Raw genomic sequence first — 22,244 nt, forward strand, 5'->3', positions numbered from 1 at the left:
TTATCCTCGCGAATTCAGCTTCATTTAGTGTTTAGCCATAAGCTCAGCATAGCGCGCAGCAGCTTTATCAAACTCATCATTGATAGAGACGGCCTCATCAGCGCGCCGGCTGAGCCGCTCACGCAACACTGAAACCTCTTTTTGCAGGTCGGCAATACGCTGCAGCAGTTCCGGGGCCACCTCGCGACCACCGCGCTGGGTACGTGCCGCGCTCGCTTCTTCCTGAGCTATCTGTAGACCGAGGCTATTGATATTCGAGCGCATAATCGCCATGTCCTGCTCGACAATTGCCAACTTGCGTTTACGCGCACTCTCAATATCGGCAACACTGTTGTAACGCTTGAGCAGTTTGCGATCAGCTTCTTTCTGAACCTCCTGCTGACGTTGAACCTCATACTCCTCTGGGCTCAATTGCGGCGGCACCACCTCCAATACTCGACCGGAGTGACTGAGGATCTCATAGCCCCCAGCCACATATTCAGGAGGCACGCTCTCATTGAGCACCAAAATGCCCTGATTATCAGTGTAGCGATAAAGTACCTGCCCCCTGGCTCCGCCTGCGGCATTTGCCAGGATGGAGAGCAGTAAAAGGCCTGGAACCAGTAAACGTGCAATAGGGGCGATTGGCATCGCTCTTCTCACTAAACAGTGCGGCCCGCTGCAGGAAAAGGCCTATTTATTGACCTGAAACCCCATAACGTTGCCGGTAGTCCACAATTTTTTGCAGGGTCTCGCCGTCCTGCGATTCCTGCTCGAGAAAGCTGATCACATTATCCAACTGGACAATGCTGATCACTGGAATATTGTACTGTCTCTCTACTTTCTGAATAGCGGAGAATTCACAATCCTCACCGGCTTTTTCCTGACGGTTCAAACCAATCACTACACCCGCCGGTTCAGCACCATGAGACTCGATAATCTGCATGACTTCACGCACCGCGGTGCCCGCAGTAATCACATCATCGATAATCAAAACCTTGCCATTAAGCGGCGCACCCACTAAGGTTCCGCCTTCGCCGTGATCCTTGGCCTCTTTGCGGTTGTAGCAAAAAGGTTTATCAATGCCTTTCTGGGCCAATGCCACGGCAGTCACCGCACCCAGCGGAATGCCCTTGTAAGCCGGTCCGAAAATGACATCAAACTCCACTCCCGATGCGATAATCGCTTCGGCGTAGGCCTGTCCGAGTGCTGCCAGTGCGGCACCGGTGTGGAATCGGCCGGCATTGAAGAAGTAGGGGCTCTGACGGCCTGATTTCAAGGTGAAGTCGCCAAAACACAACACCTGATGATCCAGGGCCAATTGGATAAAATCGCGCTGATATTGCTGCATGGAAAATTGTTAACTATTGGCTAAGGTGAAGGGAGACCTCCCCGAAGCAATCCCGGGGATAGGCATGCAAATAATGTTTCTAATGATACACAGTCCGCTGGTAAGGGGCTAATAATGCGAATAGTGAGCTTGTCTGTAGACGGCATTCATCAGGCCGCACAACGCGGTCTCTACGATTGGTTGGCTGAGCAGGACGCAGACATTATCTGCCTTCAGGACCTGCGCTCCCTGGAGCCAGAGCTTGACCACCCCATATTTCACCCCGACGGCTATTACAGCTATTTTTTCGACTCGGGCACACCCCATGAAAACGGTGTGGCGATCTATACGCGCAACCAGCCCAAGGCGATTATTTTTGGAATGGGCTTTGCCAATGGCGAAGATATGTACGGACGTTATTTGCAAGCAGACTTCGAACGCCTGAGTGTTGGTTCCCTGCTTGCTCCAGTGGCTACGGATGAAGCATCACTGGAGAAAAAGGTCCAGTTCTTCGACGATATGCAGGCGCATTTGCATAAGATCAGCCGCAAACGCCGCGATTTTATTTTCTGTGGCAACTGGGGCATGGCCCACCGCCGGGCCGATGTGCAGAACTGGCAAGATCACCAGGATAGCCCCGGGTTTATGCGCCACGAGCAGCGCTGGCTGGACCAACTGTTCAATGAGATTGGCTATGTCGATGCCTTCCGCCGCGTAGTCAAAGACACCGATGAATTTACCTGGTGGCCGAGCGGCGCCGTGGGCGAGGGCGATGGCTGGCGCACCGACATGCAAATCGTGTCGCATGGCTTGAAAAACCGTATCGAATATGGGGCTATCAACAAGAACGTTAAATTTTCCAGTCACCTTCCAGTGATGATGGATTACGACATTGAAGTGTGAATGCTATGAAGCCTGGATTCGTCCAGGCTTCATAGATCAGCTTACTTGTTGGCGACATACAGGACTCGCCATCAGTTACCGGTTGCTACTGATTTAGCGCCTCCTGTTGGAGTGCAATCAGTTCATCAATACCTGCCTTGCCAAGCCCCAGCAGCTGTGCGAACTGCTTCTCAGTGAAAGGCTTGCCCTCTGCTGTACCCTGAACTTCAATCATGCCACCATCTGCTGCCATCACCAGATTCATATCGGTATCAGCCGCACTATCCTCCGGGTAATCCAGGTCGAGTACTGCCTCGCCATCATAGATACCAACAGAAACCGCAGCGACCAAGTTGAGCAATGGATCCTCGGTAAGGATTTTTTCTCGCTGCATATAGCGCAGGGCGTCCACCAAGGCCACACAGGCGCCAGTAATAGCGGCCGTTCGCGTACCGCCATCGGCCTGAATAACATCGCAATCCAAGGTGATCTGGTTTTCACCTAGCTTTTCCAAATCTACCGCTGCGCGTAAAGAGCGGCCTATCAAGCGCTGGATCTCAACAGTGCGGCCACTCTGCTTGCCCTTGGCCGCTTCGCGCGGCATACGCGAGTCGGTGGAACGCGGCAGCATCCCATACTCAGCGGTAATCCAACCACTACCTTGACCACGCAAAAACCGCGGCACTTCACTCGACACCGATGCGTTACACAAAACTTTTGTATCGCCGAACTCTACCAAAACAGAGCCCTCAGCGTGACGGGTGTAGTTACGGGTTATTTGAATCTGGCGCAATTGCGCCGCTGCGCGGCCGCTGGGACGCTGCATAGCTCACCTCAGAAAATTATATGAAAGCCCAGCATTATATACCCCAGCATGCCTGTCCGAACGCTGTGCTATGATGCCGGGCCGATAAATACGCCTGCAGGGGATCAGCAATGGCCAATAACCGGGAACAAAACAAAGTGCGGAGCATGACTGCTTTCGGCCGCGCCGAAGGCACTTACGCTACAGGGACCACTATCTGGGAACTGCGCTCGGTTAATCATCGCTACCTAGAGCCCCATTTTCGTCTGCCAGAGGTTGGACGTCCTTTAGAGGCCCAGTTACGTGACACTCTACGCAAAACCCTGTCCCGCGGAAAGCTTGAACTCACCCTGACCATCAAACCTAACGGTGTGGAGAGTAGCGGCCTCGAAATAAACCAGCCCCTAGCACAGGCATTAATTCAGGCCGCCAAACAAGTGGCTGCAGGTGAAGAGATACAGCCATTAAATCCTCTGCAGCTATTACAGTGGCCCGGAGTGATCAGCGAGCCGGAAGCCGATACCGAGCAGCAGTCAGCAACTATCCTGAAGGCATTTCACGAGGCGTTGCAGCAGTTACGCGCAAATCGCGAACGCGAGGGCGCAGAGCTGGCAAAGTTTATTGAAGCCCGTCTCAAAGGAATTGAAGAGCAGGTGGCTAATGTTCGCGAACTGCTCCCACAAATACTGGAAGCCCAACGGGAAAAGCTACGCAGCCGCCTGGAAGAGCTTTCTGTGGACCTGGATAAGGAGCGTCTTGAGCAAGAGATAGTGCTACTGGCTCAAAAAGCCGATGTTGATGAAGAGCTGGACCGTCTGAGTGCCCATACTGCAGAAACCCGCCGCGTGCTCGCCGGCGGTGGCGCAATTGGCCGACGCCTTGATTTCCTGATGCAGGAGTTTAACCGGGAAGCCAACACTCTTTCATCAAAGTCCATTGTGACTGACACCACTCAAGCAGCTGTAGAACTGAAAGTATTAATCGAGCAGATGCGTGAGCAAGTACAGAATATTGAGTAGGAAAACCATAGGGCTTTTACAACTAAAGTGAAGGCTCTATATTTTCCCACCTTCGACAGAACTATTCTTTTTAGTCTTCCCCACGTTAAAAATTAAAATTTATGCGTAAAAGTTTTAAATGGGCTGGAGCAATTTTTTTTGTATTAGCCACTATTGAAATTATCAATATAATTACGGGGCGATCACTAAATCATTTCGGCCTAGTCCCAAGGTCTCTCAGCCATCTACCTCATATTTTTTCCGCTCCACTGCTACATGGAAGTGTGTGGCACTTTTTATCAAACATAGTAACTCTGTGCGTATTTAGCTTTTTGGTATTACAATATGGAGTTAAAACCTACCTGAAAATAACAATCGCTATTTTAGTTACTACCGGGCTTACCGTTTGGCTATTTGCAAGAGACGGAAACCACCTGGGGGCAAGTTCGATAATCTATGGTTATTTCGGTTTTTTGCTAATGGCTGGATTTATCAGCAGGCAGTTTAGTCGATTAATTGTGTCCATCTTTATAGGGATTTTTTATGGGGGAATGATTATTGGCCTGCTGCCTAAAGGAAATTATATTTCCTGGGAGTCACACCTATTTGGCTTCATCTTTGGCATATTGGCGGCGAGGCTTTGGGCGCACACTCCCAGCTATAATATAGCCCGGTAAGCGACATCAACTACGTGAGACTGTTAGTCTTCAGAGTGGTTATACACATCAAACCCGAGATAGAAATAAAAGCCTTTCAAAATAAAATATAAATAACTAAAGCGCACCTTTCACAAACATTCAAAGCATCCTTCTGAGCCCAAACAGACTTAACCTTCCCTGAATTAATAAAATCTGAGAGCAATGTCTCATTCCTAAAGATATCAAATAGGATCACCGTCTTAGTTGAATCCCAGGGCTAATTTGCCTCTGATGAAAGGTCTAGGAATTCAAACTAACTAAAGAAAAAAACCACTTCGAAAAACATAACGATACTTCCTGTCTAGCAGAAAATTGTATTAATTTTTTTCATAACAATTTTTATATTCTCTTCGCTCTCATTTTCAATGAGAACTGCAGCACACTTCCTCAATAGACAATTTCTCAATACCTGACTTTTTTTTCAAAACTTATAAATTTGTCGCAAAAAGCCACAAGTTTTATTGGGTTTTCACTGAGGATAATGATTTCGATATCGTTATATACCTGTGCCCGATTGAAACTCTGGTACCAATTTTAGTGAAACTGACTAATTGATCACGTGATTGGCAGTTTTTTGGCTAACCCGTTTGGCAAATTTATTTTGCCAATACGAGGTGACACAGGAGTGGCCGGCCTGCCAGAACACTGACTGGCATCCGGACAAATAGAATCTCGGAGAAATAACAATAATGAAATCATCATTGAAAACTCTTTTTCAAAAGACAGCTTTAGCGAGCTCACTTTCAATACTGTGCGCGGCACCCTTCGCTGCCCATGCAGAAGAGGCGGACAACACTCTGCTGACCGATCGCATCATCGTAAAATATAAAAATAACGCCAAGGTCGGTCGGGCTGCCACTATGGCCCAAGAGACTGTGGAAAAGGCTTCTCGCCGCGCCGGCCACAAGATGCGTCACCTACGCCGTATGGCTACCGGTGCACAAGTAATGCGCCTTGAGGGGCGGAAAAATAAAGCTGAGCTGGAAGCCATTATCAGCCGCCTGAAGCAGGATCCGGATGTGGAGTATGCCGAGCCTGACCGTATTATGCGCGCTATGGCCACACCTAATGACCCGAGCTATCTCAATCAATGGCACTATTTTGAGACCACCGGCGGCCTGAACCTGCCTTCAGCTTGGGATGTAACCCAGGGTGAAGGAGCTGTTGTCGCCGTACTTGATACCGGTTATCGCCCACACCCCGATCTGGTCGGCAACATTCTGCCGGGCTATGACATGATTTCTGATACCTTTGTCTCTGTGGATGGAGACGGCCGCGATAGCGATGCCACTGATCCAGGTGACTGGTACACCAATAAGGCCTGTGGCGATGATCCACGTATCCCCTCAGAAAGTGACAGCAGCTGGCACGGCACTCACGTAGCCGGCACTATTGCCGGGGTCACCAATAACAATATGGGCATCGCCGGGGTCGCCTATAAAGCCAAGGTCGTTCCGATTCGTGTACTCGGTCGCTGTGGTGGTTATACCTCTGATATTGCCGACGGCATTATTTGGGGAGCAGGCGGTTCCGTCAGTGGCCTGCCGAGTAATGCTAATCCAGCCCAAGTACTCAACCTGAGTCTTGGTGGCGGCGGTAGTTGTGATACTACAACCCAAAATGCTATCAATACCGCCCGCAGCCTGGGCGCCACCGTTGTAGTTGCCGCTGGTAATGACAATACCAATGCCAGCCAGTTCAGCCCGGCAAGCTGTAATGGAGTTATTACGGTTGCAGCAACTAACCGTAACGGCGGGCGCTCTTACTACTCCAACTACGGCAATGTAGTGGATGTTGCCGCACCGGGTGGAGCACAGAGCTTCCTCAACGACCCGAATGGTATTCTGTCCACACACAACAGCGGTGCAACAAACCCAAGCAGTGATAGCTATTTCTACAGCCAAGGCACCAGCATGGCCGCGCCTCACGTTGCCGGTGCTGCCGCGCTGCTCTACTCAGTCAACCCGAACCTGAGCCCGGACGAGGTGGAATCAATCCTAACCAGCACTGCCCGTAGCTTCCCGTCCTCATGCAGCAGCTGTGGTACCGGTATTGTCGATGCGGCGGCAGCTGTAGCCATGGCCAGCGGCGATGATGGCGGTGGCAACGGAAATGGCGATGGAGTGAGCTGGACAGAGACCAACCTCTCCGGCAGCTGGCGCAGTCGGCAGGACTTCACTATCGAAGTGGCGGCTGGCACCTCTTCCCTGAACGTACAAATGTACGGTGGCGAGGGTGATGCAGACCTGTACGTGGGACACAGCAATGCCTCACAATGGGCATGCACCTCTAGAGAGTCGAGCAATAACGAAAGCTGCACCATCAATAATCCGCAGTCTGGTACCTGGGATATCACCGTATACGGCTACAGGTCCTATACTGGTGCAACCCTGGAGGCGGAAGCCGTGCCCTAAGCGGCAAGTTAAATTTACCATTATTGGAAAAGGCCGGTATTTACCGGCCTTTTCTTTTCTGCTCTCAAACTATTCAGTTTTAGCTAGCGAGCAAATGCAGCAAATTGAGTATCCACCGGTGTATCAGCAAAATGATTGATGTAATTGCTCATCACTTTCTGCGCAACTCCGGCAATTATCTCGAGCAGGCTCTGTCGATTGTAACCAGCCGCATAAAAGCGCTCCAATACCTCATCTGAAATCACACCGCGCTCACGGACAATCGCCAGGGTGGTATCCCTGAGTACTTCTAGCTTTTCAGTTGGCAGGGATGTCTTATTTCTAAGAGCCTCATTTACTTCGTCTGCCACCTTCATCGCCTTGGCAATGGCACTGTGTGCCGGCACACAGTAGTGGCAGTTGTGCTCCACATTGATGGTTTGCCACACCACTGTCATTTCCTCAGCTGTAAATGAAGTATTCAGAAAATACTGGTGTAAATCCTGGTAAGCAGCAAGGGCCTGGGGAGACTCCGCCATAACCCCATGCAAGTTAGGAATATACCCAAATGCCTTGAGAGATTTCTGTAGGAGGGGTTTGCTGTCTTCTGGTGCGCTTTCAAGGTCGTAAATTTGAAACTCTTTCATCGCTGAACCTACCTTCATTGTTTGGGTTAAATACTTGAGCGATCGATCAAGTGAGGCTCAGACTACCCAATATTGAGCGACTGTTCAATATTAAATGGTAATTGGCGTACACCCCTTGAAAGGGTAAAATTTGAGCAATTGCTCAATTGGAGGCTGCATGGCGAACACCGCGAAATTCAATCGTCGGGAAGTACTACAGAAGGCGACTAGGCTTTTCTGGCAGAATGGATTTCACGCCACATCGACCCGTGACCTGCAGCAGGCCACCAATCTTCGACCTGGCAGTATTTATGCAGCTTTTGGCAGTAAATCTGGTCTTTTCAAAGAAGTTCTCGCCTATTACGCGCAAAACCGCGATGAATTACTCCATCGCTGTATGGCAGAAGAGACAAGCACTCTGGGCGGCTTGCGCGCCTATTTCCGCTACATACTGCTTGGTGATGACGTTGATGCCCCAAACGAGCTCTGCTTATTGGCCAAAGCCATCTCTGAGCTGGATGAAGGGGAGGAGACGCTATTGGACGAGGCCCGCTCCTTGCTGGCTGCACATGGTGAAAAGTTTCGCCTCTATGTGGAGGAGGCGGTAAGCGCTGGAGAGCTGCCCCAGGATACAAATTCAGAGCTACTCGCCCGCCAGCTACAGGTTCAAATGATCGGGCTGCGCACTTTCCTCCGTGCCACCTCGGACCGCGCGGCAGTAGAGCAGATGATAGGGAAGCTATTTGACCCAGCCCCGGCGCAGACGTCCAACTAGGGAGATTCTGTGCTTGGAAGCTAACCTTCTCAAACTAACGCTGACGGATTTCGGAATCCAGCTCCTGCGGACATTTGCCCTGCACAGCCCCTATGGCAAAGTCAGGTAAGACGGTATCGAGCAATAACTATAAGAGGTCGCCGTGAGTCTGATTACCTACGCTATCCCCTTTTTCCTGTTCGCCATTCTGGCAGAGCTTGCCCTGGACCGCTGGAGAGGTTGGGGGGTCTACCGCCTTAACGACACCCTGGGCAATCTCAGCACCGGCATCCTTAGCAGAATCCTGGGACTGACTTATAAAAGCCTTTTCCTGATTATCTATATCCCTCTGTTCCAACTACTACAACCTTACTACCAAGCAATGGGTTTCGACTGGTCCATCAGTAACGGCTGGCACCTGCTGATCGCCGTAATCGCCTACGATTTCTGTTATTACTGGAAGCATCGCATCTGCCATGAAATCAATGTGTTTTGGGCCGAACATCTGGTGCATCATCAAAGTGAGGACTACAACCTGAGTACCGCCCTACGCCAGTCCAGTGGCGGGCTGCAATTGGATTGGGTTTTCTATCTACCACTATTGCTTATCGGCTTGCCGGCGGAAATGGTGATCGTTGCCGGTGCACTGGATCTGATTTATCAGTTCTGGGTACACACGCAAAAGATTCCCAAAGTCCGCTGGATGGAATGGCTGTTTATAACCCCCTCCAATCATCGTGTGCACCATGCGCAAAACAAGGTCTATGTGGATAAAAACTACGGCGGCATCCTGATTCTGTGGGACCGGCTGTTTGGCACTTATCAAGAGGAGCTTGAGCATGAGCCCTGTATTTACGGTGTGCGCAAAGCGCTTAACACCTTCGACCCTCTTGCAGCTAACCTTCAGCACCTGAAACGCATGGCTAAGGACGCCTGGTATACAAAGAGCTGGTGGGACAAGCTCACCCTCTGGTTCCGCCGCACCGGTTACAGGCCCGCCGACGCAGAGGCGGCTATGCCTGTACCCTCTACCAACCTGGCACATTTTCAGCGCTACGACCCACCTATTCGCCATGCCCGCCGTGTGTATGCACTGGCCCAGCACCTATGTTACTCCGCCGCAACCCTGGCCTTACTCTGGTATTACGAATCGCTGAACTTTGCCTATCTAATCTCGGTAGTTGCCCTGCTGGTTTTCAGCCTGGTTATCAACGGCCGCATTCTCGATGGCCACCACTGGGTGAAATATCTGGAACCCCTGCGCTTGGCGCTCCTGGTTGCACTATTACCGTTGCTAAATACCCAATTTGTCCCACTTTTTATGGCCTATATTTCTGTCAGCGCGCTGATGTGGTGGTGGTTGGCAATCACTGACAAAGAGGATAAAGTCGCTGTCGTTAGCGATTAGCAACAAGGGGCAACCTCAGTCGCATGATGTTGGTGGTGATTGAGCAAACTCCTGCTGGGCGATCCCGGCCGGTCTCAGGGGTGCAGTCTGTAGCGCACTTCTGGAACTCCCAACACATACCCCCAACTCCGGCCGGGGTTTAGCCTCCCATGCATACCCCGCCGTTTGAGACAGCGCGAATCTAACCGCTTCGGTTATAATGCACGCTTTGCCTTCGAATAGGATCAGTTGTGCCTACAGGAACTCTCTATACCGTATCTGCACCCTCGGGTGCGGGGAAGACCAGTCTGGTAAAGGCGCTGGTGGACAACGACACCCAAGTCACCGTCTCCATTTCCCATACCACCCGTGCCATGCGCCCCGGTGAGGTCAACGGTGTCGACTACCACTTTATCGAGCGCAAAGAGTTTCTGGCAATGCTCGAAGAAAATGCCTTCCTCGAGCACGCCCAGGTATATGGAGACAACTACTACGGCACAGCCAAAGGCAGTATTGAAGAAGTTCTCAACAGTGGCCGCGATGTGATCCTGGAGATCGACTGGCAGGGGGCCGCCCAGGTACGGCGTCTGCTTCCAGATACGGTGGGCATATTTATTCTGCCTCCCTCTCAGGAGGCATTGCGCCAGCGCCTCACCGGGCGCGGCCAGGATGACCAGGCTGTTATAGAACGGCGCATGGACCTGGCCATCGATGAGATGACACATTATGTCGAAGCAGATTACCTGGTGATTAACGATAATTTCGACCAGGCCCTGATGGAGCTAAGTTGCATTATCACAGCCCAGCGCCAGCGCCTCGGGCAACAACAGCTGCGCCATGGCGAGCTATTAAAGGCATTGCTGCGCCATTGAGCCGATTGATCGAATTGCGTACACTCCGCGGTCCGGTAAAATAACCGGTCCTCCCGAACAGAATTTGCCCTTATGGGCACAGTGAATGGAACCGAAAGTTTATGGCACGTATCACAGTTGAAGATTGCCTCGAGCACGTCGACAACCGCTTCGAACTCGTTATCGTGGGCAGCAAGCGCGCCCGCCAGATTGCTACTGGCGGCCAGGATCCCATGGTTCCAGAAGAGAATGATAAACCCACAGTAATCGCCCTGCGGGAGATCGAGGAAGGCCTGGTAGATGCCAGCATCCTCGACCAGCCGGATCGCGAAGAAGCCCCGGCCCCCATGGTGGCCCCGGCCTACCTATCAGACCAGGAAATCTGACCCTGGCCTGTTCGAACTGGAAGTCTATGAGTTATACGAGAGGCGCGCGCGGCATTGCACACCATCGATAGTCTGGCCCACCGCCTCTCTTCATACCTGCCCCCCGATCAGATCCAGATAGTCCGTCGCGCCTACTTCTATGCGGAGCAGGCCCACGACGGCCAGCAGCGTCGCTCCGGCGAGCCCTATGTAACTCACCCACTGGCGGTGGCTACCATCCTTGCGGGCATGCATATGGATCACGAGAGCCTGGCCGCGGCCATGCTGCACGACGTGATTGAGGATACCGGGATTCCAAAGGCAGCTCTGGCTGAGCAGTTTGGCAGCGAGGTGGCCGATATTGTCGACGGCGTCTCCAAACTGACCCAGTTTGAAACTGACAGTGCGGCAGAAAAGCAGGCAGAGAACTTCCAGAAGATGGCCCTGGCCATGGCGCGTGATATCCGCGTAATCCTGGTCAAACTCGCTGACCGACTGCATAACATGCGTACGCTGGGCGCGCTAAAACCGCAAAAACGCGCACGCATCGCCCGGGAGACCCTCGAAATCTACGCCCCTATCGCCCATCGCCTGGGCATGAATGATGTGCGTATCGAGTTTGAGGACCGCGCCTTCTTCGCAATCTATCCACTGCGCGCCAGCCGGTTACGCGCCGCCCTTGTAGCCGCGCGCGGCAATCGCAAGGAGCTGTTAGAACAAATCCAGAATGCTATCGAGTTGCGCCTGCAGCGAGAGGGGATCAGCTCTCTGGTCATTGGCCGCGAGAAACATCTATACAGCATCTATCAGAAGATGCGCGCCAAGAAGAAGTCATTTAAGGAAATCATGGATGTCTACGCCTTCCGCATTATCGTGGACAGCGTGGATACCTGTTACCGGGTTTTAGGTGTGATGCACAGCCTGTATAAGCCGGTCATTTCCGAATTTAAAGACTACGTCGCCATCCCCAAATCCAATGGCTACCAATCACTGCACACCGTTTTGCTCGGCATGCATGGGGTACCAATCGAGGTACAGGTTCGTACCAAGGAAATGGATGAGATGGCCAATAGTGGCATTGCTGCCCACTGGTTGTACAAAGCTTCCGGCGATGAAGTGATTAATACCGGCGGCACCAGCCAAGTGCGCGCGCGCCGCTGGGTACAGGGCCTGCTGGAAATGCAGCAACGCGCTGGTGACTCGTTGGAGTTTATTGAAAACGTTAAAATCGATCTGTTCCCCGATGAGGTGTACGTATTCACCCCCAAAGGTCAGATTGTCGACCTGCCAGCCGGTGCCACTGCCGTGGATTTCGCCTACTCGGTGCATACGGATATCGGCAACTCCTGTGTAGCGGTGCGTATTAATCAGCGCCTGGCACCGCTATCGCAACCCCTCGAAAGTGGTCAGAGAGTGGAAATCCTCACCCGTAAAAGTGCCCAACCAAATCCCAACTGGCTCAATTTTGTCGTCACTGCCAAGGCGCGCAGTGCAATTCGGCACTTCCTAAAGCACCAGCGTCACCACGACTCTATTGCCCTGGGACGACGCCTGCTGGAAAAGGCTCTGGGAAAATTCGACACGCGCCTGGAGGAACTCACTCCGGAACAATTGGAAAGGGGCCTACAGGAAGCCAAGTGCGCGACACTGGACAAGTTGCTCGAAGAGATAGGCCTGGGCAATAAGGTCGCCTTCTCCGCCGCAAAGCTACTGGCACCAGCCCACAGTGAAGAGGCGGAAACCGGCAATATTTCTTCACCACTGACGATCGATGCCCAGGAGGGCATGATGATCAGTTTTGCACGCTGCTGTCGCCCGATTCCCGGGGATACCATCCTGGGTCATATCAGCTCCGGAAAAGGCGTTGTGGTACACCGCGATACCTGCCGCAACACCAGTGAGTTCCGTGAACACCCAGAAAACCTGATGCTGGTGAACTGGTCTCCCGACGTAACTGGAGAATTCCTCGGTGATGTTCGCGTGGAGGTTGAATCGGAGCGAGGTATTATTGCGCGTCTAGCCACCCGCATTACCGAGGAGGGGGCCAGCATTGAACAAATCAATGTGGATGAAAAAGATGCGCACAATAGCGTGATCTCCCTGACGCTGGAAGTGAGTGGGCGGGTGCATCTGGCAAGGGTGATGAAACGACTGCGCAACCTGCCATCAGTAATCCGTATCTCCCGCCCCTAAGGCGCTTATCAGCTCATTATTTACTGCTACTTAGCAATGCAATTATGGCTGTCAGTAACGCTGACATTTGCCATCAAAGCACGTTATATTTAGCCGCTTTCCGTAAATACCAATAAGTAATGGAGTGCCCCGCATGCCCAACCGCGCAATTATCAAAACTGACAAGGCTCCGGCTGCAGCTGGTACCTATTCACAAGCGGTAAAGGTTAACAACACGGTTTACCTATCCGGGCAGATAGGGCTGGACCCAAAAAATCAGCAGATGGTTTCAGGCAGCTTCGCCGATGAAGCACGCCAGGTATTTCGCAACCTGAGTGCCGTGTGTGAAGCGGCAGATGGCTCACTCAATCATATTGTGAAGCTGAACTTGTTCATCACCGACAGCGGTAATTTTGCTGCGGTCAATGAAATCATGGCTGAATTTTTCCAGGAGCCTTATCCAGCACGGGCCACTGTAGTCGTCAAAGAGCTCCCACTGGGGGCCCAGTTTGAAGCCGAAGGCGTAATGGTGCCCTGATTTTCTACAATGCAAAATAAAGCCGGGCCAATCGCCCGGCTCATCTCTACCCTTCCGCTTCAAGAAGGGCGCTATAGCCCACTTTATAATCCGGATACTTCAGCTCGTAGCCGCTGGCCAGCATTCGCTGATTACTGAGCTTCTTAGATCGACGCTCACTGGTTTGCACTATCTCGCGCAAATGGGCACTGGTATAGCCCATCGCCTTCACCAGCCACTGCTGCAACTCATACATGGGCACCGGCTTGCTATCGGCACCAATATATAAGTTTTCTGGGGACCAGCCCTGTTTATGTCTCTCAATTAGATGCAATAAAAAGCCAATGCAGTCATCCACATGAATGCGATTGCTGTACTGTGGAGGTTGCGGAGGGGCACAGCGTCCGGCACGTACCTGGGAAAGCAGGCGGTCACGGCCCGGCCCATAGATACCGGCAAAACGCACTATGCAAGTGCCGGGCATCGCCGAGCGGATGATATCCTCCGCAGCCAGCAGAGCCTCTCCCTGAAAACCACTGGGGACAGGGGGAGTCTGTTCATCGATAAAATCATCGCCGCTCTGACCGTAAACACGGGTGGAAGATACCCAAAGCACCAGGCGCGGAGGTTTAGGCAGGTGCGGGATCGCCTCGGCGAGAGCCCGAGCAGTCTCTACATAAGCACGCTGGTATCCATTAGGTGTGTGTTCGTCGGGGGTAAATGTGGCGAGTATGATATCGGCACCATCTGCCAGCAGGCGCTCAATGTCACCGGCCTTTGTCGCATCTCCCCTGCGCCAGTTAACAACATCGGCGCGGCGCTTACTCGCCAAAGCCACCAGTGGGTTACGACGCATTCCGAAAACGCTGTATTTCTTCCGGTCGATATTCAGCGCGAGGCGCGCCCCAAGGTCACCACACCCAAGGATCCAAAGCTTTTCTTGTTGTGTCATATAGTTCTCGGCGGAGGGTGCCAAGTGCCGCACCAACCGTCATATTCCCTTAATTTTTATGCTGTTGAGTCCTGTTGGAGAAACATAAGATCCTCTGCAACACAGATCCTTCTCACCCGATCACTCCGGGTCCTCCAAAATTAACCCGCAAACGATTGCGATACCACCATCCATGGATACCGAAGCGGGGCAGCTTATGCCCCACAAATCAAACTGCCGCTCTGGTTTTGAACTAGTTACCGCGCCGCTTGAGTAAACGGTATACAGCGAGAAAGATTATCGCACCAATGGTCGCTGTTATTATGTCGCCAAATCCGAAACCGGTCACGGGTCCGCCGAAACCAATTAAGGCACCGAGCCAGCCTCCGATAAACGCACCGATAATGCCGATGACCATAGTCACTATCCAGCCTCCAGGGTCTTTGCCTGGCATGATCCACTTGGCCAATGCGCCGGCAATAAGTCCGAGAATGATCCAGGATAGAACTCCCATGACGTTTCTCCGTTCGGTATGCCCCCATAAGATATAGCAAAATTTTGCGCCTCAATCCCCTATCGACGTCCACAATTGGTAAATTTTTCCAACTTTCAGTCTCCAGGCAGAAGGCTAGGGGCAGGGTGAGACACAGTATTGGCGAGCAGCTATTATTTATGAATAATAGCTATCACCTGAGACCATTTAATTGTCTTTACCATGACCCTCAATGAATTGCGTTATATAGTCACCCTCGCCCAGGAACAGCATTTCGGCCGTGCCGCCGAGCGCTGTTTCGTGAGCCAGCCGACCCTGTCCATTGCAGTGAAAAAACTGGAAAAGGAATTGGGTGTTGCGCTGTTTGAGCGCTCCAAGACCCGGGTACAGGCGACACCACTAGGAGAGCGAATTGTCGCCCAGGCCCAACTTGTGCTCGAACAGTCTGCGGCAATCAAAGATATCGCCAGCGCCGGTAAGGACCAGCTTTCCAGCCCTCTCTCTGTCGGAGCAATCTTTACCATTGGCCCCTACTTGTTCCCACACTTCATTCCCCAGTTGCAACACCTGGCCCCAGATATGCCTCTGTATGTGGAGGAGGGGTATACTGCCACTCTGCGCCAGCGTTTACGCAAAGGCGAACTCGACGCAATTATTATCGCGCTGCCGTTTACCGAGCCTGATGTCGTGACACAGCCCCTCTACGATGAACCTTTTGTGGTGCTGATGCCATCCGGTCACCCTCTCACCCAGTTTGAGACTATCGACCCGGAACAATTGACTGATGACAATGTACTTTTACTAGGTGAGGGACACTGTTTCCGCGATCAGGTACTAGAGGCCTGCCCACACCTCCAGTTGACCATGGAAAAAGATAACGGTGGCGGCATCCGCACCGCCGCCGATGGAAGCTCATTGGAAACCTTGCGCCATATGGTGGCTTCGGGGCTGGGCATCACGGTACTGCCCCTGTCTGCAGCTACAGCTTCACAATATGCGAGCGGCCTGCTGGAGACCCGCCCATTTGTTGCACCGGGGCCTCGTCGCACCGTCGCCCTGGCCTGGCGCGCCAGCTTCCCACGCCACCGCGCCATTGATATCCTGCGAGAGGCTATCAGCCAGTGTCACCTGATCGAACCCTAACCAGCCTCTCAGAACAACCTATTACCGCTCTCAAGGGGGTAGGGGATAAGTTTGCCCAGGTGCTGGCCAAACTGCATATTTACTCCTTGCAGGACCTACTGTTCCACCTGCCACTGCGCTATCAGGACCGCACCCGCATAGTGCCGGTTGCGGGGCTCACCGCTGGTATGGATGCAGTCATCGAAGGTGAGGTAACAGCAGCTGATATCGTCTTCGGCCGGCGGCGCAGCCTGGTTGTGAAATTGCAGGATATGAGTGGCAGTATCACCCTGCGCTTTTTCCATTTTTCTGCAGCACAGAAAAACCGCTTTGCCCGCGGCGTACGCCTGCGCTGCTTCGGCGAGGCCCGTCGCGGCGCTGCTGGGCTAGAACTCTACCACCCGGAAACCGAGGTTGTTGGCAGCGAGAATTCTGCCACAGAAGAAACCCTCACCCCGGTTTATCCATTGACCGAGGGTGTTAGCCAGGGACGCATGCGCGGGCTGATGCAGCAAGCCGTGATGCTCTTGAGAAGTGGGGCCGTCACCGAGTTACTCCCCACAGAGTTATTACCCAAGGCACTGCGTTACCCTTTGAGGGATGCCCTGATTTACCTGCATTCACCTCCTGCTGGTACCCAGCTGGAGCAGCTCGGCGCTGGTATACACCCTGCACAGCAACGCTTGGCGTTGGAGGAATTACTCGCTCATCACTTAAGCCTGTTGGAGCTGCGGCGTAATAGCACCAGAGTTGCAGCTCCGCCGCTATCTGTAAATGAGTCCCTGGAGAGGGATTTTCTCTCGCGTTTACCATTTTCACTCACCGGCGCACAGCAGCGGGTATGCGGGGAAATCGCCGAGGATCTCGCCCGGGACGCCCCTATGATGCGCCTGCTGCAGGGGGATGTCGGTGCAGGCAAGACTCTGGTGGCGGCCATGGCAGCACTAAAGGGCATAGGCGTCGGCGCCCAGGTGGCCGTAATGGCACCCACTGAAATCCTCGCGGAACAGCACAGGATTAACTTCTGCAACTGGCTCGACCCTCTCGGCGTACAAGTTGCCCAGCTCACCGGCAGCCTGAAAGCCGCTGAGCGACGCGAGCAGCTGGCTAAAGTAGCCAGTGGTGATGCCCAACTGGTGGTGGGAACTCATGCACTTTTCCAAGCGGAAGTGGTTTTCCACAACCTGGTTCTGGTTATTATCGATGAGCAGCACCGCTTCGGCGTACGCCAGCGCTTGGAGCTTCGTGAAAAGGGCGCAGCCAGCGGTGCCACTGGCCGGCTGCAACCGCACCAATTGATCATGACTGCGACTCCAATTCCTCGCACCTTGGCTATGTCGGCCTTTGCCGACTTGGATTGTTCCGTCATTGATGAATTGCCGCCGGGGCGGCAACCCATAAACACGGTAGCTATTTCCAATGATCGCCGAGACCAGGTAATGGAGCGCGTGCACAGCGCCATTGCCGAAGGCCGTCAGGCCTACTGGGTCTGCACCCTGATTGAAGAGTCCGAGAGCCTGCAAGCTCAGGCAGCAGAGTCCACTGCACAGGAGCTGGCGGAAACGCTGGATGGCGTACGCGTGGCCCTGGTGCACGGTCGTCTCAAGCCAGAGCAAAAAGAGCAGGTGATGAGCGCTTTTAAGGCGGGTGAAGTGGACCTGCTGGTAGCGACCACTGTGATTGAGGTGGGGGTGGATGTGCCCAATGCCAGCCTTATGATTATCGAAAACCCTGAGCGGCTCGGTCTGGCCCAGCTGCACCAGCTGCGCGGTCGCGTGGGACGCGGCTCCATCGCCAGTCATTGTGTGCTGCTCTACGGTACTCCTTTATCGCAAAATGGGCGTGCACGCCTACAGGCACTGCGTCAACATAGCGATGGCTTTGCTATTGCGGAGGAAGACCTGCGACTGCGTGGCCCCGGGGAGATTCTCGGCACACGCCAGACCGGTGAAATCCAGCACCGCATCGCCGATTTGCAGAGAGATGCAGAACTGTTACCCCAGGTGCAGAGGATCGCTGCATCCCCAACGCTAAATCAGGAAATGCGATGCCAGCTGATAAAACGCTGGCTGCAAAACAAGCCCCGTTTTGCCGAGGCTTGATGAAAGGCGCCTCAGTGGGCGCCAACAGTATTTTGATTATCGTTGATGCTTACACTCTTGTAGTTGGCATCGTAGTAAGTCTCTTCATCGAGAGCCCCTTCGCTCTTCGCCACCACACTACTTACCACCGCATCACCGGTAATATTCACCGCAGTACGCACCATATCCAGCAGACGATCGACACCGATCACAATAGCAATGCCTTCTAGCGGCAGACCCACCTGCTGCAGCACCATACCGAGCATAATCAGACCCACACCGGGTACACCGGCAGTGCCAATAGAGGCCAGGGTGGCAGTAAGAATCACTGTAAGATAACCGGTCAGGCCAATCTCCACACCGAAGAACTGGGCAATAAAGACCGTAGCCACCCCCTGCATAATCGCAGTGCCGTCCATATTGATAGTGGCACCCAAGGGAATAGTGAAAGCGGCAACCTTGTTATCTACGCCCAGGCGTTTCTCCACTGTAGATAGGGTCACAGGAATAGTGGCTGCGGAGGAGGCAGTACTGAAAGCGAAGACCATGGTGGACCACATTTTCTTGAGTAACTCCAACGGATTGAGGCCACTCAACATCTTCAAAAGCAGCGAGTAAGTCCCCAAGGCATGTAGCAGCAGGGCACCTAGTACAACCAGGAAGTACTTGCCTAACTGCAAGAGCCCTCCAAACCCCAAGTCAGCAAAAGTTTTTGCCAAAAGGGCAAAAACTCCATAGGGGGCAAACACCATCAGCACACCCACCATGCGCAATACGACAGCATTCATATCATTAAAGAAAGCAGCGATGCGCTGGCCCGGCTCGCCACAGCGGGAAATCGCATAGCCCATCAGCAGGGCGAACACAATAATCTGCAGCATATTACCTTCAGCCATTGCGGCTACAGGGTTAGTGGGGAAAATATTTACCAGCACTTCGGAAAGGGGTGGGGATTCCTTTGGCTGATAAGCCGCGGTGGCCTCTGCCGCGGTTTCACTCACACCGACCCCAGGCTGGAATATCAGTGCCAAACAAAGGGCCAGAGTAATAGCGATGGCTGTGGTCAGCATATAGAGCAGAACAGTTTTACCCGCCAATGGGCCAATTCGGCTGCCTTCCGATAATGCACAGGCACCACTAATCAGGGAAACCAGCACCAGCGGCACCACCATCAGCTTCAGTGAGGCAATAAATATACGGCCGATGATGTCAAAAAGACCCTCGGTCAGGTAAAGGTTAATGGCGCTGGTAACACCCTCGCCGAGCAGCTGGCTCATATTCAGGAAATTGAACAGGCACCCCAGAAGAATGCCCGCAATCATCCCCACAAGAATTTTGGTCGTAAGCCCCATAACAAGCTTCTCTTTATGGATTCGTTATAGATTCGTTGTTTTCGTCAAAGAGGGCACTATATCCACTGGCGACTCAGGGAGCAAAAATGCAACAGGGTGAGGCCAGCCGCCAACAGGCGAGGTACAATGCCATTTTTCCAGACTGCGGAGTTATCGTTGCACCAATCCCCATTTGTACCCACCGGCGATTGGCGTGGGCAGCCCCTAGAGCCAACACTCCCAGAGCCTCCCGAGTCACTGTTGCCCTGGCTGGAATATTCGGGCTCGCTGACGGCGGCTTTGAAGCAGCAGAGCGGCGAGGATTTTCGTGTACAGGTCCTCTTCCAGGGCTGGCAAACACCCCTTGCTGAGGAGTGTCGCGCACTAAAACTGCGTGCGCACAGTCGCGCCCTGGTGCGGGAGGTTTTACTGTATGGCTGCGGCCAGCCCTGGGTATACGCCCGCAGCGTATTGCCGATGCGCAGCCTACAAGGCAAGTCCCGCAATTTGCGCAGCCTGGACGACCGCCCATTAGGAGAGTTACTTTTCAGCGAGCCAGGTATCCGCCGTGGTGATATTCAATTTAATCGCCTGCAGCGAAATCCGAACTTCCAGCTGGAGACCTTGTGCAATGAGAATAAGAACGCCTGGGGTCGCCGCTCTACTTTCTGGCTTCGGGACAAGCCCCTGCTGGTAGCAGAGACATTTCTCTCAAGTTTCCAGCCAGAGACCTCACCTTTAGCCGCCGCAGTCACTAACTAGATACTGGGAGAGTCCACCGTGATCAGCCAACAGATTGCCACCCGCTGGCCCGCAATCATGCCCTACTGGCAGCTGGCTCGCATGGATAAACCCATCGGCTCTCTGTTGCTGTTATGGCCCACTTGGGCAGCACTATGGCTGGCTGCGGATGGCTGGCCGGGACTGCACCTGTTCTCCGTATTCACACTTGGAGTGATCCTGATGCGCGCAGCCGGTTGTGCAGTAAACGATTTTGCTGATCGTGAGATCGACGGCAAAGTAAAGCGCACTGCTGAGCGCCCCCTGGCTACTGGCAGTATCACTCCAAAAGAAGCACTTGGACTTTTTGCCGGACTCAGCCTGTTGGCCTTCGCGCTGGTACTGACAACCAACCAACTGACTATTCTTCTTTCCTTACCCGCTCTGGCACTAGCTTTCTGCTATCCCTTTGCCAAGCGTCACACCCATCTGCCCCAAGTGGTACTGGGTGCTGCCTTCAGCATGGGCATTCCCATGGCCTTCGCCGCAGTAACTGGCAAAGTCCCACCACAAGTCTGGCTCCTCTATGTTGCCAACTTGCTGTGGACCCTGTGTTACGACACTTTCTACGCCATGGTGGACCGGGATGACGATCTGAAGATTGGGGTTAAATCCACAGCAATCCTTTTTGGAGAGATGGACAAAGTCATGACTGCCGCCCTGCAGCTACTGGTATTGATGGCACTGCTGCTCATCGGCCAACGCTTTAGCCTCGGGGGCATTTACTACGTTTCCCTTATCGTTGTGGCCTCATTGTTTGCCTACCAGCAATGGCTGGTTCGCGAACGGGGGAGAGAAGCCTGTTTTCGTGCGTTTCTCAACAACAATTGGGTAGGGTTGGCGTTATTTACCGGAATTTTTCTGCATTATCTGTTTAATTAACTGCTGACTGGGAACCGGACAGCAGCCGTCATATATTTGTCATATTAATCTCGTTTAATCCCCAGCCATAACCGGGAAAACCTGGAAGCTGAGCGGGAATGGCAGGCAAATGCACAGTAAAACGATTCTGATTGTCGATGACGAGGCCGCAGTACGCGACATGCTGCGGATAGCGCTGGAGATGGCAGATTACCGCTGCCTCGAAGCCGAGAACGCCCAGGAGGCCCACGCCCTGATTATCGATGAAAAGCCGGACCTGATCCTGCTCGACTGGATGCTGCCGGATGTCTCCGGTGTCGAGCTGGCCAGGCGCCTCAAGCGCGATGAACTGACCGCTTCAGTGCCCATCATCATGCTCACGGCAAAAGGCGAAGAAGATAATAAAATCAAGGGGTTAGAGACAGGCGCCGACGACTATATCACTAAGCCCTTCTCCCCCCGCGAACTGGTTGCACGCCTCAAGGCTGTGTTGCGGCGCGCAGGCCCGGCCACACCGGAAGACCCATTGAGTGCCGGCAACCTGGTGCTGGACCCTCTCAGTCACAGGGTGACTATCAAGGGGCAGCCTGTAGATATGGGCCCCACCGAATTTCGCCTGCTGACCTTTTTCCTATCGCACCAAGAGCGAGCCTACACACGTACCCAATTGCTGGACCATGTCTGGGGCGGCAACGTATATGTGGAAGAGCGCACTGTGGACGTGCATATCCGTCGCCTGCGCAAAGCCCTGACAGTGGATGGTCATGACCGATATATCCAGACAGTACGCGGAACAGGCTATCGATTTTCTGTGCAAACTGTCGAAAAAGTGTGACAATCCCCACAGATCGGCACTGACTTCCACGGGAACCAATGGTCACACTTCAG

Annotated in this window: 22 protein-coding genes; 15 read left to right on the forward strand and 7 right to left on the reverse strand. The window is 53.2% G+C overall.

The features are described from left to right. Positions 1-24: 24 nt before the first annotated feature. Positions 25-630, reverse strand: coding sequence for a hypothetical protein (locus ACJJJB_RS18755; RefSeq protein ID WP_020413976.1), 606 nt, complete (start codon positions 628-630; stop codon positions 25-27). A gap of 46 nt (positions 631-676) precedes the next feature. Then, the gene (gene pyrE / locus ACJJJB_RS18760) at positions 677-1,330 is read right to left on the reverse strand and encodes an orotate phosphoribosyltransferase (RefSeq protein WP_020413975.1); all 654 of its coding nucleotides are present in this window, start codon (positions 1,328-1,330) and stop codon (positions 677-679) included. A gap of 114 nt (positions 1,331-1,444) precedes the next feature. Here pyrE and ACJJJB_RS18765 point away from each other — a divergent pair, with 114 nt between their 5' ends. After that, positions 1,445-2,212: an exodeoxyribonuclease III gene (locus tag ACJJJB_RS18765; protein WP_282952087.1), complete on the forward strand. Its 768-nt coding sequence runs from the start codon at positions 1,445-1,447 to the stop codon at positions 2,210-2,212. 85 nt (positions 2,213-2,297) lie between these two features. On the opposite strand, the gene rph is transcribed toward ACJJJB_RS18765, so the two are convergent. Beyond that, a complete protein-coding gene (gene rph, locus ACJJJB_RS18770) occupies positions 2,298-3,017 on the reverse strand; it encodes a ribonuclease PH (protein ID WP_282952086.1) in 720 nt (239 codons plus the stop codon). Between the two features lie 110 nt (positions 3,018-3,127). Here rph and ACJJJB_RS18775 point away from each other — a divergent pair, with 110 nt between their 5' ends. The 3 genes from ACJJJB_RS18775 (at position 3,128) to ACJJJB_RS18785 (ending at position 7,106) form a co-directional block, all read left to right on the forward strand. Next, positions 3,128-4,015 carry a YicC/YloC family endoribonuclease gene (locus tag ACJJJB_RS18775; RefSeq protein WP_020413972.1) on the forward strand — a complete coding sequence of 296 codons (888 nt, stop codon included), beginning with the start codon at positions 3,128-3,130 and terminating at the stop codon, positions 4,013-4,015. A 101-nt stretch (positions 4,016-4,116) separates the two neighbouring features. Beyond that, positions 4,117-4,671 carry a rhomboid family intramembrane serine protease gene (locus ACJJJB_RS18780; RefSeq protein ID WP_026305159.1) on the forward strand — a complete coding sequence of 185 codons (555 nt, stop codon included), beginning with the start codon at positions 4,117-4,119 and terminating at the stop codon, positions 4,669-4,671. Positions 4,672-5,381: 710 nt separating this feature from the next. Then, complete coding sequence (locus tag ACJJJB_RS18785) at positions 5,382-7,106, forward strand: S8 family peptidase (protein ID WP_445365304.1); 1,725 nt, start codon at positions 5,382-5,384, stop codon at positions 7,104-7,106. An 83-nt stretch (positions 7,107-7,189) separates the two neighbouring features. Here the strand turns inward: ACJJJB_RS18785 and ACJJJB_RS18790 are convergent, their stop codons facing one another. Continuing rightward, the gene (locus tag ACJJJB_RS18790; RefSeq protein WP_020413969.1) at positions 7,190-7,732 is read right to left on the reverse strand and encodes a carboxymuconolactone decarboxylase family protein; all 543 of its coding nucleotides are present in this window, start codon (positions 7,730-7,732) and stop codon (positions 7,190-7,192) included. Positions 7,733-7,889: 157 nt separating this feature from the next. Between ACJJJB_RS18790 and ACJJJB_RS18795 the strand changes: the two genes are divergently transcribed. The 6 genes from ACJJJB_RS18795 (at position 7,890) to ACJJJB_RS18820 (ending at position 13,778) form a co-directional block, all read left to right on the forward strand. Then, positions 7,890-8,486 (forward strand): TetR/AcrR family transcriptional regulator, encoded by a 597-nt coding sequence (locus ACJJJB_RS18795; protein WP_353375874.1) that lies wholly within the window; start codon positions 7,890-7,892, stop codon positions 8,484-8,486. 142 nt (positions 8,487-8,628) lie between these two features. Beyond that, a complete protein-coding gene (locus ACJJJB_RS18800) occupies positions 8,629-9,873 on the forward strand; it encodes a sterol desaturase family protein (protein WP_020413967.1) in 1,245 nt (414 codons plus the stop codon). Positions 9,874-10,103: 230 nt separating this feature from the next. After that, positions 10,104-10,724 carry a guanylate kinase gene (gene gmk / locus ACJJJB_RS18805; protein ID WP_353375872.1) on the forward strand — a complete coding sequence of 207 codons (621 nt, stop codon included), beginning with the start codon at positions 10,104-10,106 and terminating at the stop codon, positions 10,722-10,724. Between the two features lie 101 nt (positions 10,725-10,825). Then, positions 10,826-11,089 carry a DNA-directed RNA polymerase subunit omega gene (rpoZ, locus tag ACJJJB_RS18810; RefSeq protein ID WP_020413965.1) on the forward strand — a complete coding sequence of 88 codons (264 nt, stop codon included), beginning with the start codon at positions 10,826-10,828 and terminating at the stop codon, positions 11,087-11,089. Between the two features lie 54 nt (positions 11,090-11,143). After that, positions 11,144-13,261, forward strand: a complete 2,118-nt coding sequence (spoT, locus tag ACJJJB_RS18815; protein ID WP_020413964.1) for a bifunctional GTP diphosphokinase/guanosine-3',5'-bis pyrophosphate 3'-pyrophosphohydrolase — start codon at positions 11,144-11,146, stop codon at positions 13,259-13,261. Between the two features lie 133 nt (positions 13,262-13,394). After that, complete coding sequence (locus tag ACJJJB_RS18820) at positions 13,395-13,778, forward strand: RidA family protein (protein WP_020413963.1); 384 nt, start codon at positions 13,395-13,397, stop codon at positions 13,776-13,778. 46 nt (positions 13,779-13,824) lie between these two features. Here ACJJJB_RS18820 and ACJJJB_RS18825 read toward each other — a convergent pair whose 3' ends face one another. Next, positions 13,825-14,709, reverse strand: coding sequence for an NAD-dependent epimerase/dehydratase family protein (locus ACJJJB_RS18825; RefSeq protein WP_444902443.1), 885 nt, complete (start codon positions 14,707-14,709; stop codon positions 13,825-13,827). Positions 14,710-14,941: 232 nt separating this feature from the next. After that, positions 14,942-15,202: a GlsB/YeaQ/YmgE family stress response membrane protein gene (locus ACJJJB_RS18830; RefSeq protein WP_020413961.1), complete on the reverse strand. Its 261-nt coding sequence runs from the start codon at positions 15,200-15,202 to the stop codon at positions 14,942-14,944. A 201-nt stretch (positions 15,203-15,403) separates the two neighbouring features. Here ACJJJB_RS18830 and ACJJJB_RS18835 point away from each other — a divergent pair, with 201 nt between their 5' ends. Together ACJJJB_RS18835 and recG are read left to right on the forward strand one after the other, a co-directional pair. Then, the gene (locus ACJJJB_RS18835) at positions 15,404-16,324 is read left to right on the forward strand and encodes a hydrogen peroxide-inducible genes activator (protein WP_353375870.1); all 921 of its coding nucleotides are present in this window, start codon (positions 15,404-15,406) and stop codon (positions 16,322-16,324) included. Beyond that, entirely contained in the window at positions 16,303-18,405 is a 2,103-nt protein-coding gene (gene recG, locus ACJJJB_RS18840; protein ID WP_445365305.1) for an ATP-dependent DNA helicase RecG, read from the forward strand. Before ACJJJB_RS18835 ends, recG begins: the two co-directional genes overlap by 22 nt. 11 nt (positions 18,406-18,416) lie before the next feature. On the opposite strand, the gene ACJJJB_RS18845 is transcribed toward recG, so the two are convergent. Further along, positions 18,417-19,736: a dicarboxylate/amino acid:cation symporter gene (locus ACJJJB_RS18845; protein ID WP_020413958.1), complete on the reverse strand. Its 1,320-nt coding sequence runs from the start codon at positions 19,734-19,736 to the stop codon at positions 18,417-18,419. A gap of 126 nt (positions 19,737-19,862) precedes the next feature. Between ACJJJB_RS18845 and ACJJJB_RS18850 the strand changes: the two genes are divergently transcribed. The 3 genes from ACJJJB_RS18850 to phoB all read left to right on the forward strand — a co-directional run bounded on the left by ACJJJB_RS18850 (position 19,863) and on the right by phoB (position 22,191). Then, on the forward strand, positions 19,863-20,477 hold the full coding sequence (locus ACJJJB_RS18850) for a chorismate--pyruvate lyase family protein (RefSeq protein ID WP_020413957.1): 615 nt from the start codon (positions 19,863-19,865) through the stop codon (positions 20,475-20,477). Between the two features lie 57 nt (positions 20,478-20,534). After that, complete coding sequence (ubiA, locus tag ACJJJB_RS18855; RefSeq protein WP_444946943.1) at positions 20,535-21,377, forward strand: 4-hydroxybenzoate octaprenyltransferase; 843 nt, start codon at positions 20,535-20,537, stop codon at positions 21,375-21,377. A gap of 109 nt (positions 21,378-21,486) precedes the next feature. Continuing rightward, entirely contained in the window at positions 21,487-22,191 is a 705-nt protein-coding gene (gene phoB / locus ACJJJB_RS18860) for a phosphate regulon transcriptional regulator PhoB (protein ID WP_020413955.1), read from the forward strand. Positions 22,192-22,244 lie beyond the last annotated feature (53 nt).

The sequence above is a fragment of the Microbulbifer variabilis genome, from assembly GCF_052468405.1.